Origin of the sequence: Desulfoscipio geothermicus DSM 3669 (assembly GCF_900115975.1) — a bacterium.
Taxonomy (GTDB): domain Bacteria; phylum Bacillota; class Desulfotomaculia; order Desulfotomaculales; family Desulfallaceae; genus Desulfoscipio; species Desulfoscipio geothermicus.
Genome location: NZ_FOYM01000013.1, coordinates 64,062 through 76,709 on the forward strand (window position 1 = coordinate 64,062; position 12,648 = coordinate 76,709).

Here is a 12,648-nt window from a genome sequence, read left to right on the forward strand (position 1 = left end):
ATTTCACTTCCCCGATGCAAAGTTGTCCGGCGAGGCGGCAGCAGATTTTGCTTCAGTTACTTCGGCTTTTAAACGCTGGTTTTCCTGGGTTAGGTGGTGCAACTTATCTTTTAGCTCTTTAAGTTTAATCATATTCTGAAAACTTTTAATAGCATTGAATAACAGTGTCAGCAATACGCCCAGGCCAAAAGAGCCGAGAATTATCACTACCAGGGAAATACCTGAATAAGACCATTTTAAAAATTTGATGTCCACAGGAGTGGCGTTTTGTACGGCGAATATAGAAATAAACAGGGCAAATACCAGGGCTAAAACAATTATTATCTGCACGTTAACCCCTCCCAATCTTAAAAATATAATTCTGTATAAAACCTAATTTATCCTGCTAACTACTCATTGGCGATAGGAGATGCATTAAATGCGCAATAGAAAGTTAAATGCTGCAGAAGCTGTCGAATGTCTGGAAAGGTTGCTCGGTCGCCCTTGGCTGGAGGAGAATGTCAAGCTGATGAAAGACGGGCAAGGCGGCAGGGGTGGTTTCGGGCGCAGTATAGATTATGCCGCTCTGGGCGTTGCCCCGGTGGTGAGTCTCTGGTACAGGGCCAGGGAAGAAATGATCGCCGCCCAAATAAGCGGAACGGGGTTGACCGGAACGCATACTTTGCATGCTGCCGTCATTGGTGCTGATTTGTCAAGTATAAAAGACTGTCCCGGTTTTGACTTTATATTATCAAGACTCAGACAAGCGAATAGTTTAACCCCCGCTGCCAATGAGTTGTGCATTGCCGCCGGCTACGCGCAGAGCGGATACGGGGTGCATTTTATGCACCGTAACGGTTTTATCGTGGAAGGCCGCGGACGCAAGGCACTGGTTACCTGTGTGGGCCCGGCTCCACCGGAAGACGATTTTTGTATGCAGCCGTTCCAAACAGAGGCGGGCTTGTCCGGGACCGGTCATGTGTTGTATTGGTGGGCGGGCGATGGGTTCGCCGGGTTCGGGGGTGTGCCCGCAGAGTGGATAGCCTTGCATAACACCAGTGTGGTGATTTTTGCCAGCGGAATACAAAAATTAAACAACCGGCCCGTATTTATACGTAAAGGCCGGTTGGTTAGTCTGGCAAATATAAGTTTGCAAGATGACATCTATGTACCGGGTGAACTTTTGGAGCCTTACTAGCCGTCATGCTCATCGCAGTTGCAGCGGTGTTCCGTGATCACCGGCCGTACCAGGAGGGCCGCCTTTTCGCCCCAGTTGTCGGGGCCGGGGTAAAGCAAGCGCAGGGACATGGCCAGTCCGTGAATTTGCCCGTGTAAGAAAGCGGTATAATTTTCATGGCCGTTTCCCGTTCTGGCCTTTTCCAGTTCTTTTACCAGCAGGGTCAGGTATTCAAAAACTTCTTCCTCTCGATTATAGCTCATAGCTCTCTCCGGGTTGCAGAATGACTACCTGGGCCGGGGTCTCTTTTTCCACACCCGCCTTGAACTCTTGCGGGTCCTGGGCAATCAGCGGCCAGGTGTTGTAGTGCATGGGAATGACGATGTTGGGTTTGATTAATTTTACTGCTTCCAGCGCGTCTTCCGGGCCCATGGTAAAGTTGTCCCCGATGGGTAGCAGGGCCAGGTCGATGGGGTGCAGCCTGCCGATTAACTGCATATCACTGAATAATCCCGTATCCCCGGAATGGTAGATGGTTTTGCCGTCCAGTGAAAAAACAAACCCGCAGGGATTGCCCATGTACTGAATGGTCCCATCTTCAGCTATAAAACCGCTGCCATGCCAGGCCGGGGTGAGTTTGATTTTTACCGGGCCGAATTGGTTGCTGCCGCCGATGTGCATGGCGTGGGTTTGTACGCCGAATTTGCCGCAGTAACTGGCGATTTCAAAAACCGATACAATTGTGGCACCGCAGTTCCGGGCAATGGTGATGGCGTCGCCCAAATGATCGCCATGTCCGTGTGAAATTAAAATCAAATCCGCGCTTAGATTTTCCGGTTTAACTTTTGCTGCCGGGTTTCCGGTGATAAAGGGGTCTATTAAAATGGATATTTGCTTTTCCAGCAGGAAACCGGCATGTCCCAGGTAAGTAACTTTCATTTTATATCACTCCTATGTTTGGTTTTATTTAGATAATCATTACCAACATTTTTGACACTTTTATCAATATTTATTTTGCGGTTTGATTATCTGCAACATATTCCAAAATTGCGTGGGCTGCGGTGTAGGGGTCCAGTTGTTTTTGCACCACCTGATCCAGCAGGTCGTTAACCTTGCCGGGCAGGTTCAACTGCTTCAATACCTTTTGCTGCCATTTGAAATTAACAATCTCCAGTGTTTCCGCACGCATTCGCTGTTGCCTCTTTATTTGAAGTATATTATTATCTGCCAGGTGTTGCCGGTGTCCTTTGATGGCGTCCAGCAGCTCGACGATGCCGGTGCCCGCGAGGGAGGAAGTTGGTTTTACCGGCGGTCGCCACTTGGCCTGGTCGCATTGCTGGTCCAGCATGATTTCCACTTCAGTGACGATTTTTTCCGCCCCCGGCATGTCGCTTTTGTTTACGGCAAACACATCAGCTATTTCCATAATCCCGGCCTTGATGGTTTGTATGGCATCCCCTGCTCCGGGCGTTAATACAACCACTGTGGTATCGGCCACGTGCATAATATCCAGTTCTGCCTGCCCCACTCCAACGGTTTCAATAATAACCCAGTCAAATCCGAAAGCATCCATGGCTTTGACCACATCCTTGGTGGTTTTGGCCAACCCGCCCAAACTGCCTCTGGTACCCATGCTCCTGATAAAAACGCCTTTATCCAGTGCGTGTTCCTGCATTCTAATGCGGTCACCCAGAAGAGCACCCCCGGAAAAAGGACTGGTGGGGTCTACGGCGATTACTCCCACTGTTAGCCCCTCCCGGCGCAACTGCTTCACCACCTGGTCCACCAATGAACTTTTACCGGCCCCCGGTGAACCGGTAAAACCGACCACATAAGCCTGACCGGTACGTTTAAACAACTCTTTCAGCAATTCTTCGTGCTGGGGATCCTCATTTTCCAACAGTGAAATCAAACGCGCCAAAGCCCTGGTTTCACCGGCTTTAAACCTATCAACTAAATCTTGCATTTTTAAACCTCCTGGGTGAAATTTCAGATAATTTTTGTTTAGTTTCTCCGCTTAAAGGTTAAAATCCTGTTTTAAGCACCCATATTTACAAATAAAAAGCCTCCGTATGTTTCGGAGGCCCTGCTTTACCGTTTTTTCAACCGTATATCCCATTGGCAATAGAATTTTAACCATTTAAGAGATAACCATTTCCCAGGCAGCCGTTAATGCATAAAATGAAATCAAATCAAGTTGTTGATTAACCTAATCTCCTCTCCCTTTCTCCGCTGTATCTCCAAGATACAGCTATTTTTTTTGCCCTTCAATGTATTTTTCCGCAGCTACTGCGGCTATGGCTCCGTCGGCCACTGCCGTAACGACCTGGCGCAGGGATTTCTGTCTGATGTCCCCCGCCGCGAAAATCCCGGGCCTGGATGTGTGCATATTATCGTCAGTAATTACATAACCGCGTTCATCCAGTTGAATCAACCCATTTACCAGTTCGGAAACCGGCTTTGTGCCTACGTAAATAAAAACACCTTCCACTTTAAGACTGCTGGTTACTCCGCTTTGTACGTTTTTAAGCACAACCTCCTGTACCGTTGCTTCGCCAACTATCTTTTCCACCACCGCGTTCCAGTGAAATACAATCTGGTTGTTTTCTCGGGCCCGCTGCTGTAGTATTTTGGTCGCTCTTAATTCGTCACGACGGTGAATGATATGCACTTTGCTGGCGAACTTGGTCAGGTATAAAGCTTCTTCCACAGCCGCATCTCCGCCACCGACAACGGCAACTTCCTTATCTTTGAAAAAAGCCCCGTCGCAGGTGGCGCACCAGGAAACGCCCCGACCGGTAAACTCTGTTTCGCCGGGCACCTGCAGTTTGCGCGGTTGCGCCCCGGTGGCCAGGATAACAGTTCTGGCGTGGACTGCGTCATCATCCGTGATTATGGCAAAGTAATCTTCCTTTTGTTCTATGGACTCAACATTGGCTGAAGTCACTTCCAGGCCGAATCTACGCGCTTGTGCATCCATTTGCATCATCAATTCGGGACCGCTTATTCCGTCTGCGAAACCAGGGTAGTTTTCAATGTTTTCCGTACTGGCGGCCAGCCCGCCTGGCATGCCTTTTTCAATCAACAATGTTTTTAGAGCCGCCCTTGAAGCATATATTCCTGCGGCTAGTCCGGCCGGACCGCCACCGATAATTGCTACGTCGTACAAGTTCACTGCCGGCACCCCCGTTAAAATGGTAAATTTGCTTAACTATAATATCTCAATTTTACAATATTGTCAATGAGTTTGTATTCATTATATTATTTACGCAGCAGGTGGTTTTCATAAAGCTGCAGAAACAATAAAAATTAAATATTAGTGCTGTATCTTGACCTCCGGGCTATTGACCATTTCCTCCGCTGTTCCTTGGAGAACAATTTCCCCGGTTTCCAGGACGTAAGCATGATTGGCCACGGACAGGGCTATGTGCGCATTTTGTTCAACCAGCAGTATTTGGGAAATCCAAGCAATATGCCGATAACGGCGGGCAGTAAGCCGCCCGCCAAAAGTGATGGTAAGTTGAATATTTTTGTAAGTCCCACACTGTAATCATTATTGGTGGAAGTTACCAGGGCCACTTTTTTCCAGCCCAGTTCTTGGGCGCAATAAATTTAATTGCCTTAACCGGGCGCTGGAAAATTAAACCATCTCGGATCGTATAAACTCTCCTTGCTTTCACTGTCTTCCAGGTCTTCCGGGAAATTGAGGGAAAACGTGCTGGAGCCTCCTATCACGGCATATTCCGCTTCCGGTATGCGGATATTATCCATTGGTCCATCACTCCGTTATCATTTTTTGCGCCACGTAGAAATGGCGGATGCTTTTCCTGTGAATCGCATCAAAGGTAAAGGCGTTAAAACTGCCCAGCAGCATAAAGCCTGTATCCTCCAGGTATGATGCAATTTCTTCCGGTCGGTAGGCCTTCTCGCGGTGTGATTCGGCGAACTTTTTGTAGTATTCGCCCTCGCGCATAAAGCCGGTCAAATTAATGTGCCAAATGTTTGCAGTTTTATTATAGCCGGTTTCCCAGATTATTGTCATGTCCGAATCGTCCACAACGGTAATGCTGTTGTCCGACCCGGACAGCCAGGTAACCGCGTTAAGGTCGAAAATAAAGGCGCCGCGGTCAAGCAAATTCTCATTAACCTTATGGAAAGTCTGTTTGATGTCTTCAATTTCCAGCAAGTAATTCAGACCATCGTGAAAGCAAGTGATTAAATCAACTTTTTCCGGCAAACGGAGATGCCGCATGTCCTGTTTTAAAAAAGTAATGGATAAATTTTCCGCGGCCGATTTGGCCCGGGCCAAAGCAAGCATTTCCCCGGCTATGTCAATGCCAAAGGTTTTATAGCCCCGCCTGGCAAAGGGGATGGCTGTGTTGCCCGTGCCGCACGCCATGTCGGCGACGCTTCGGGCCTGCAGGCCAAAGTGCCGCAGCAGCGCTTCCGCGTAATCTATCCAGGCGTCAAAATCAACTCCGGCAACCAGGTAGTCATAAATGCGGGACAGCCCGCTGTATTGTTCCATGTTTAATCACGCCCGTTTAAAATTTAAAAACCCCCGGCATATAACCGGGGGCTGTTATTTATTATTTCTTCAAAGCGGCCAATATATCCTCGAGAACTTTCTTGATTTCCTGGTCCCCGTTTATGTTAAGCAACAGTCCCTGCCCCTGGTAGTAATCGATCAGCGGCTGGGTTTGGGCTTCGTAAACATCCAGGCGGTTGCCGACCGCTTCCTCGTTGTCGTCGCTGCGCTGGTACAGTTCGCCGCCGCAGCTGTTGCACTTGCCTTCCACTTCCGGCTTGTTGAACAGTACGTGGTAGCTGGCGCCGCAGCCCTTACACACCCGGCGCCCCGTCAAACGGGCCATCAGCTTTTCCCGGGGTACGGCAATGTTGATGACGCCGTTCAGCTGGATGTTCATATCATTGAGGGTGGCATCCAGCGCCTTGGCCTGTTCCAGGGTACGGGGGAAGCCGTCCAGAAGGAAGCCGTCCTGGCAATCGGGTTTGGATAACCTGTCCTTAACCATGCCGACAACCACTTCATCGGGCACAAGGGCGCCCTTATCCATGTATTCCTTGGCTTTTTTGCCCATTTCGGTTCCTTCCTTGATGGCGGCGCGGAACATATCACCGGTGGATATGTGAGTGATGTTCAATTCTTTGACCAGCACCTCGGCCTGGGTGCCTTTACCGGCGCCGGGAGGCCCCATGATTAAAAGTTTCAAAACAATTCCCTCCTCAATCAACTATATATATTCAGCTTGTACACATTATAACATTAATATCAATTACTGAAAATATAAAATTAACAGTACAGAGGAAGGTGACGAGCATAAAAAATAAAACCCGTTATATTTCTGGCGGGTATTATATATAAATGATAACCCCGTCCAGGTACGAAAATAACACAAGCTATTTTCGGGTTAAAATAATAATAGGCGCGCATTAATGTACTGATCTAATGCGCGCCTTTATATTGGTCGGGATGACAGGATTTGAACCTGCGACCTCACGGTCCCGAACCGTGCGCTCTAGCCAAACTGAGCCACATCCCGATAAGTAAAGATTTTATCGACAAATAATATGATAACTCAGATTTAACTGATTGTCAAATAGATTTTTATGAGAATTACTGACAGCCGATAGTTCTAATAATTAGCTGCATTTTGTTTAAACTAATATTTGAAATAAGAAACGGAGGTGCGAAATGAGTACCCTTAGCCCATTTACTTTTTCCGCCCCCATCCAGGGAGTTCAGGTCAAACCGCTTACGCAAGATGGCAAGCAAATTCGCATCCGGTACAATGGTCTTTTAAATCAATCGGGCGCCGAACAAATATTTTTACACGGCGGTTTTGGGGAAGATAAAGAATGGCAAGAAGTCAAGGACTACCTGATGGAAAAAACCAGCGAAGGCTGGGAGCAAACAATTGATATTCAAGACAGACAGTTCAATTTTTGCTTCCGGGATAACGCGCATAATTGGGATAATAATAACGGTGTCAACTGGATTTACCGGATTACGTAAAAAGCCGGGCTTTAAAAGCCGGGCTTTTTATTATGGCAAAAACCCCTGCAAGGTATTATGCTTTAGGATGTTGTTGGCAATGGCTGCGAAACGAGCTTTTTAGCCAACTCGCAACCCAGCACCCACAAGGCGGCTGTCGTCAACTGGTAAGGGGCGATGCTGTCAAACAAAATGGTTGCCCGGGCGGGAAACTCATCGTCTCCTTCCCATAAAACGGCTGCCAGCGGCAGTTTGGGAAAGGCCGGGATTAAGGCGGCGGCGTCACCCATATCAATGGGTTTGCCACCCAGTTTCACGGTTTGCTGCAGGAATAAATCCAGACCGCTGCCAAACGCGTCTCTTATCGGTTCACAGGCGCTTTTAATAAATGGTACATGGTGGTGAATTCCCTGGGGTAGTTCAAGGAAAGATAACCATCGGTTCCTTGGCGGCAATCCGCTGCATTGCTTAAGGTACTGTAGTATTAGTGTAGCGTCATTGTACGAAACTTGCCGGTTATCTGCCGTGGTGACTTCTCCGCTGGCTAAAGAAACAAAGTGCTTTTGGGCGTAGTATGATATAATAATATGATTACCATCATCAGAATAAGCAGCGCCGCTTTTCAATACCATTTCATCGGGGTCGGCGGCCAAAAAATCATTCACCGCCGCGGTATGAGCCGTTAGTTCATTACACATGATTATCACTCCAGTTATTAATTATTTTACCGGGCCAGCAAGTACATGACAAATGCGGTAACTGCCCCTACCAGCATGATTAGAGCTCCCATGCCGCCGAAATTGGCCAGTCTGTTAATTTTGACCCCTTCTTCCTCGGCCCTTATCCGCATGTGGTTGTAAACCGCCAGGCGTCCAATTATATCCATGACCAGAGAGTCGGCAATGTCCGGTTCACCACCCCGGCTTAGCATGTTCTGCACGACGTTATCCAGCCATTGCTTTTGCAATACGGGGTCAAGGGAATCATAAACGCCCCGAAGATAAATTTTAAAATTTTTCTCTCTGGGCTTGATATGCTGAAAATAATAACGGCGGTCGGTTCGTTGCAACTGGCGCGTAGTCATTTGTAGTATTCTGGTTTCAAGTTCGCTTAAATTGAATTCATTTTTCAACATTTGAATAAATGTATTGGCCAACAGGCATCCTCCTGCAATATAATTATATAGGTATGTAAAAGCCGGCATATTGATAATATATAATAATATATGGTATTATTGCCTTCAATATCAAGGGTGCATTTTTTATAATAAACTAATAAAGCAATACACGTTCCATATCATGAATCCAAGATATGCAAAAGGAATGGGGGATTATTTTGGAAGTTTACGCCCTGGTGGGGCCGAGCGGTACCGGCAAAAGCCATCGCGCGGTTATGCTGGCCAACAGGTTGGGTGCTGAGGTTATTGTGGATGACGGGCTGATTATCAAGGGAAACCAGATTGTCGCCGGGGTATCCGCAAAAAAACAACCGACCCGGATCGGGGCCATCAAAGCGGCATTGTTTATGGATGTCGATCAAATGAATATTGCCCGGGAAGCTATTACCCGTCTGCAACCGGAAAAGATACTGCTATTGGGTACGTCCAGGGGAATGGTGGAAAAGATATCGCAACGGTTGGAGTTGCCCGCTATTACGGAATTTATCATGATTGATCAGATAGCTTCGCCCAAGGAAATCAGGAAAGCGCGGATCATGCGCAAACAACATAGTAAACATGTCATACCGGCGCCCACCATAGAGGTAAAAAAGAGCCTGCCTGAAATAATTATTGATCCTTTACAAGTATTTTTAAAGCGCAAGGGGCTGAGAGACCGCCGGAATTGGCTGGAACAATCGGTGGTCAGACCCACATTTACCCTGTATGGCAAATTCACCATTTCCCAAAGTACACTGGGAGTCATTGCCGCTTTTGCCGCCAAAGCTGTTCCCGGGGTTGTGGGGGTGCAACGCGCTCATATTGTTAGAAATGAACAGGGAATTATCATAGAACTCGACATAGTGTTCAGTTCAAAAATTAATATAAGCAATATCAGCAGGGATGTTCAGGTTTATGTCAAGGAACAGGTGGAAAAAATGACCGGATTGGCGGTAAAACACATCAATATCACGGTGGCAGGGTTAAAGGTGGAAGAAATAGTTTAAGCAGGAAGCCGGGCTTCCTGCTTATGTTTTGGTGGCAAAAACATGTCTGCCTATTTGTGTCACGACGGGTAAAGATTTAATCCAATTGTCCGAAGCAATCCTGGGGTTATAGAAAAATAACGCCCCGCCTGTGGGGTCATACCCTTCCAGCGCCGTTTCAGCGGCCCGTATAGCCTTTCTGTCCGGGGTTAAATTAATTGTACCGTCGGACACCGGGGTAAATTGACAGATGTGTCGGTTGCGTTGGAATATGACTTCCCGGACGGTATTGGGGAAGTGCGGGCTTTGCACCCGGTTGACAATTACCGCCCCCACCGCCACCTGGCCCAGGAAGCTTTCGCCCCTTGCCTCAGCATAAATGGCTTTGGCCAGTAGCAACAGGTCTTCTCGGGAAACGCTGCCGCGGCTGGTATTTTTTCCTGCCGCGTTATTCCCGGCGGGTATGAACAAAACCTGGTACGGGTGTATTACCGATGTCTTCAGGTTATTGGCCCGCATCAACCGGTCCACTTCAATATTAAATGTTTGCGCTATTTCTGAAAGGGTATCTCCGGGCTGCACCGTATATTTCACAATAATAGTCGTTGTTTTCATATCTGTACCCGTGTCGGCGTGCGCGGTGCTGACCGGAGCGCTAATGCACAGCAGCACCAGCAAGAATACGCCGGTGACCCTGAAAAAATGAGTACTCATTTTTTCCTCCTTTCTGACCAAAAAATATTTTTTACATTTTATATATATTATATCCTGGGATATTTATCCATAAAAAATGTGGACAGGCTGCTTTTTCATTTAAAAGCAATCTATCCACATTTTTTATCTTAATTTACTCCATATATAATAATGCATTCATGATGGCCGCGGCAATGGTGCTGCCGCCCCGGGTGCCCGCGACCGTGATGTAAGGCACTTTATCCAGTGCCACCAGCAGTTCCTTGGACTCGCTGGCCCCTACAAAACCCACCGGCGTGCCGATGACCAGCGCGGGCCGGGCGGCGCCGGTATCAATGAGTTTGCAAAGGGCAAACAGTGCGGTAGGGGCGTTGCCGATAATTACTATGTCGCCGGTCAGCGTACCCGCCCTTTGTATGGCTATCATGGCCCGGGTCCGGCCCGTTCTTGCCGCTTCCGCCGCAATGTCCGGATCGCTGATTCGGCAGGCGGTCCGGATGCCGAACTGGGCCAGCTTCTTTTTATTTAAACCGGCCAGTACCATATTGACGTCGGTAAAAACGGTACAACCTTGGTGAATGGCCTTGAGACCGCTGGCAACGGCCCGGGGGTGAATTTTAACCAGGGGGGCGATGTTGAAGTCACCGGTGGTATGCACAATCCTTTTGACAATGGCCTGTTCCATTACGGGCCAGTTAGCCAGCCCGGGTGTGTTTCTTTCAATGATGGCCATACTTTCCCGCTCTATGTCACCTGGGTGGGTTATGTATTTCAAAAGGATGCCCTCCTGACCCGGTCCATGATGATATTCAGTAGGCGTGGGTCCGCCCCGATGTGTTCGGCCAGGGAAATTTCCACGCCCGGGTAACGGTTTTTTTCCGCCGCCAGGATTTCCGGAATGTCCCGTTGCATATGCAAGCCCATGTATAGAAAGAGGGGCACCACCACTACTTTTTCCGCTCCCCGCTGGATTATCCGGGCAACGGCTGCCGGTAGGTCGGGTTGGTTAAATTGCAGTGCCGCGCCTTCCACCAGGAACTGTTCATCAACGCCGGCGGCTACCATGGATGTTATTTTGTGCAAGGTAGCCTGCGCTTCAGGCAGCCTGCTGCCATGACTCAATAATATAACGCCTGTCTTCATCTGCCTTCCGTCCTTTCATGCGTATATAATTTTTCAATCAGTTCATCCAGGTCGCTGATTGTGCCTACCGGATCCGGGGGTCTTTTGATTACCACCACCGGCAGTGACAAATCAAGGGCGGCTTGAATTTTAGTATCGGACCCGCCCGCGATGCCGCTCTCTTTGGTTACCAGCACATCGGTTTCGTATTCGGTCAACAGCAATTTGTTCATAGCCACTGAAAACGGCCCTTGCATGGCCACAATATCGCGCGGAGGTATTCCAAGGTCAATACAAAGGCGCAGCCCGGCGGGGTCCGGCAAAATTCTGGTAATCAGCCGCAGTCCCGCGGCATAAGCGGCGTCGGCAAATATTTGCAGGGTTTTGGTGCCGGTGGTAATAAATATGGTTTTACCCGCAAGTTCCACTGCCCTAACGGCAGCCTGTTCGTAACCGGTCACCGGAAAAATTAGCGGATGGTCGGGTAATGTCATGGCCGGCCTGACAAACCTGAGGTATAAAATGCCGGTTTGCTTACAGGCATTCATGGCATTGGCGGTGGCTATTTCAGCGAACGGATGCGTCGCGTCTATCAATACTCGCACATTTTTGGCGCTGATCAGGTTGACAAGGCCTTTTTCGTCCAGCCGTCCCGTTATTACTTCAGATGCTTTGGTGTAGTCTTTCAGCAAACTGCTGCCGTAGGCGGTAGCCGTGCAAACAATTAATTTGAAATCATGTTGGAATAGTTTTTCCGTTAAAGCCCGACTTTCTGCAGTGCCGCCCAAAACCAGGATCATAGTGCATATCCCCGTGGGGTTACGATGAACCCGCCGGCCAACCTGGTAGAACGATTCCCCACTATGACTGTGGTGAGCATGTCAATGGGATGGTGTAACATATTTTCCAGGTCGGTGATGTAAATTTCTTCATCTTGCCGGGCCGCGTTTTTGACTATCCCCACCGGTGTAGATGGTTCTTTGAATGTTAAAAATATTTCCCGTGCCTTGTTAATTTGCCAGTTTCTTTTCCTGCTGGCCGGGTTATAGAGCACAATGACAAAATCGGCGCCGGCCGCAGCTTCCAGCCGCCTTTCTATGGTTTCCCACGGGGTCAGCAGGTCGCTCAGGCTGATTACCGCGAAATCGTGCATCAGCGGGGCGCCCAGGCGGGCAGCGGCGGCAGTGGCCGAAGTAATCCCGGGGATGACTTCCACGGGGACGTCGTCCAGTTTGCCGGATGCGTCCAGCATTTCGAGCACCAACCCGGCCATGCCGTATACGCCGGGGTCACCGCTGCTTACCACCGCCACGCGGCGCCCGGCGGACGCCTGCTCAATGGCCGCCGCACAGCGGTCCTTCTCCCGGGTCATTCCGGTGCTGATGATCTCCTTGCCCTGAATATTATCTCGCACCAGGTCAATGTATGTTTTGTACCCCACGATCACGCCGGCGGTCTGCAGCGCCTGCAAGGTCCGGGGGCTCATATCGGCTGCCCCTCCCGGGCCGATGCCGACCAC

General features: G+C 49.0%; 19 protein-coding genes, 1 tRNA gene and 1 pseudogene. 3 read left to right on the forward strand and 18 right to left on the reverse strand.

From position 1 onward, the window contains the following. Nucleotides 1–3: 3 nt before the first annotated feature. Nucleotides 4–330 carry a LapA family protein gene (locus tag BM299_RS09315; RefSeq protein WP_165608250.1) on the reverse strand — a complete coding sequence of 109 codons (327 nt, stop codon included), beginning with the start codon at nucleotides 328–330 and terminating at the stop codon, nucleotides 4–6. A gap of 88 nt (nucleotides 331–418) precedes the next feature. Between BM299_RS09315 and BM299_RS09320 the strand changes: the two genes are divergently transcribed. Further along, nucleotides 419–1,177, forward strand: a complete 759-nt coding sequence (locus BM299_RS09320) for a hypothetical protein (RefSeq protein ID WP_092483319.1) — start codon at nucleotides 419–421, stop codon at nucleotides 1,175–1,177. Here BM299_RS09320 and BM299_RS09325 read toward each other — a convergent pair. The 10 genes and pseudogenes from BM299_RS09325 to BM299_RS09360 form a co-directional block, all read right to left on the reverse strand. Then, nucleotides 1,174–1,419 (reverse strand): hypothetical protein, encoded by a 246-nt coding sequence (locus tag BM299_RS09325; RefSeq protein WP_092483321.1) that lies wholly within the window; start codon nucleotides 1,417–1,419, stop codon nucleotides 1,174–1,176. The genes BM299_RS09320 and BM299_RS09325 overlap by 4 nt on opposite strands. Next, nucleotides 1,409–2,095, reverse strand: a complete 687-nt coding sequence (locus BM299_RS09330; protein ID WP_092483323.1) for a metal-dependent hydrolase — start codon at nucleotides 2,093–2,095, stop codon at nucleotides 1,409–1,411. The genes BM299_RS09325 and BM299_RS09330 overlap by 11 nt, the downstream gene beginning before the upstream one ends. A 70-nt stretch (nucleotides 2,096–2,165) precedes the next feature. After that, a complete protein-coding gene (meaB, locus tag BM299_RS09335; RefSeq protein WP_092483325.1) occupies nucleotides 2,166–3,122 on the reverse strand; it encodes a methylmalonyl Co-A mutase-associated GTPase MeaB in 957 nt (318 codons plus the stop codon). Between the two features lie 285 nt (nucleotides 3,123–3,407). After that, on the reverse strand, nucleotides 3,408–4,331 hold the full coding sequence (gene trxB / locus BM299_RS09340) for a thioredoxin-disulfide reductase (protein WP_092483327.1): 924 nt from the start codon (nucleotides 4,329–4,331) through the stop codon (nucleotides 3,408–3,410). Nucleotides 4,332–4,472: 141 nt separating this feature from the next. After that, nucleotides 4,473–4,610, reverse strand: a pseudogene (locus tag BM299_RS20450) (ABC transporter ATP-binding protein); the annotation flags it as partial. Further along, nucleotides 4,580–4,735, reverse strand: coding sequence for a hypothetical protein (locus tag BM299_RS19290; protein WP_165608251.1), 156 nt, complete (start codon nucleotides 4,733–4,735; stop codon nucleotides 4,580–4,582). The gene BM299_RS19290 and the pseudogene BM299_RS20450, both read right to left, overlap by 31 nt. A 42-nt stretch (nucleotides 4,736–4,777) precedes the next feature. Further along, complete coding sequence (locus tag BM299_RS19295; protein WP_165608252.1) at nucleotides 4,778–4,927, reverse strand: hypothetical protein; 150 nt, start codon at nucleotides 4,925–4,927, stop codon at nucleotides 4,778–4,780. Nucleotides 4,928–4,934: 7 nt separating this feature from the next. Then, a complete protein-coding gene (locus tag BM299_RS09350) occupies nucleotides 4,935–5,684 on the reverse strand; it encodes a class I SAM-dependent DNA methyltransferase (RefSeq protein ID WP_092483329.1) in 750 nt (249 codons plus the stop codon). Between the two features lie 61 nt (nucleotides 5,685–5,745). Then, nucleotides 5,746–6,390 carry an adenylate kinase gene (locus BM299_RS09355; protein ID WP_092483330.1) on the reverse strand — a complete coding sequence of 215 codons (645 nt, stop codon included), beginning with the start codon at nucleotides 6,388–6,390 and terminating at the stop codon, nucleotides 5,746–5,748. A 252-nt stretch (nucleotides 6,391–6,642) separates the two neighbouring features. Then, a tRNA-Pro gene (locus BM299_RS09360) sits at nucleotides 6,643–6,720 on the reverse strand. Between the two features lie 152 nt (nucleotides 6,721–6,872). On the opposite strand from BM299_RS09360, the gene BM299_RS09365 reads away from it, so the two are divergent. After that, entirely contained in the window at nucleotides 6,873–7,193 is a 321-nt protein-coding gene (locus tag BM299_RS09365; RefSeq protein WP_092483332.1) for a carbohydrate-binding protein, read from the forward strand. A 62-nt stretch (nucleotides 7,194–7,255) separates the two neighbouring features. Here BM299_RS09365 and BM299_RS09370 read toward each other — a convergent pair whose 3' ends face one another. After that, a complete protein-coding gene (locus tag BM299_RS09370) occupies nucleotides 7,256–7,870 on the reverse strand; it encodes a DUF3786 domain-containing protein (RefSeq protein WP_092483334.1) in 615 nt (204 codons plus the stop codon). A 26-nt stretch (nucleotides 7,871–7,896) separates the two neighbouring features. Next, a complete protein-coding gene (locus tag BM299_RS09375) occupies nucleotides 7,897–8,328 on the reverse strand; it encodes a hypothetical protein (protein ID WP_092483336.1) in 432 nt (143 codons plus the stop codon). A 179-nt stretch (nucleotides 8,329–8,507) separates the two neighbouring features. Here BM299_RS09375 and BM299_RS09380 point away from each other — a divergent pair, with 179 nt between their 5' ends. Next, nucleotides 8,508–9,335, forward strand: coding sequence for an Asp23/Gls24 family envelope stress response protein (locus BM299_RS09380; protein ID WP_092483338.1), 828 nt, complete (start codon nucleotides 8,508–8,510; stop codon nucleotides 9,333–9,335). A gap of 21 nt (nucleotides 9,336–9,356) precedes the next feature. Here the strand turns inward: BM299_RS09380 and BM299_RS09385 are convergent, their stop codons facing one another. The 5 genes from BM299_RS09385 to cobJ all read right to left on the reverse strand — a co-directional run bounded on the left by BM299_RS09385 (nucleotide 9,357) and on the right by cobJ (nucleotide 12,648). Continuing rightward, a complete protein-coding gene (locus tag BM299_RS09385) occupies nucleotides 9,357–10,028 on the reverse strand; it encodes a cell wall hydrolase (RefSeq protein ID WP_092483340.1) in 672 nt (223 codons plus the stop codon). Between the two features lie 133 nt (nucleotides 10,029–10,161). Continuing rightward, the gene (locus BM299_RS09390; RefSeq protein ID WP_092483342.1) at nucleotides 10,162–10,782 is read right to left on the reverse strand and encodes a precorrin-8X methylmutase; all 621 of its coding nucleotides are present in this window, start codon (nucleotides 10,780–10,782) and stop codon (nucleotides 10,162–10,164) included. Then, nucleotides 10,779–11,150: a sirohydrochlorin chelatase gene (locus BM299_RS09395; RefSeq protein WP_092483344.1), complete on the reverse strand. Its 372-nt coding sequence runs from the start codon at nucleotides 11,148–11,150 to the stop codon at nucleotides 10,779–10,781. Before BM299_RS09395 ends, BM299_RS09390 begins: the two co-directional genes overlap by 4 nt. Next, nucleotides 11,147–11,929 (reverse strand): precorrin-6A reductase, encoded by a 783-nt coding sequence (gene cobK / locus BM299_RS09400; protein ID WP_092483346.1) that lies wholly within the window; start codon nucleotides 11,927–11,929, stop codon nucleotides 11,147–11,149. Before cobK ends, BM299_RS09395 begins: the two co-directional genes overlap by 4 nt. Beyond that, nucleotides 11,926–12,648, reverse strand: a complete 723-nt coding sequence (gene cobJ / locus BM299_RS09405) for a precorrin-3B C(17)-methyltransferase (RefSeq protein ID WP_092483347.1) — start codon at nucleotides 12,646–12,648, stop codon at nucleotides 11,926–11,928. Before cobJ ends, cobK begins: the two co-directional genes overlap by 4 nt.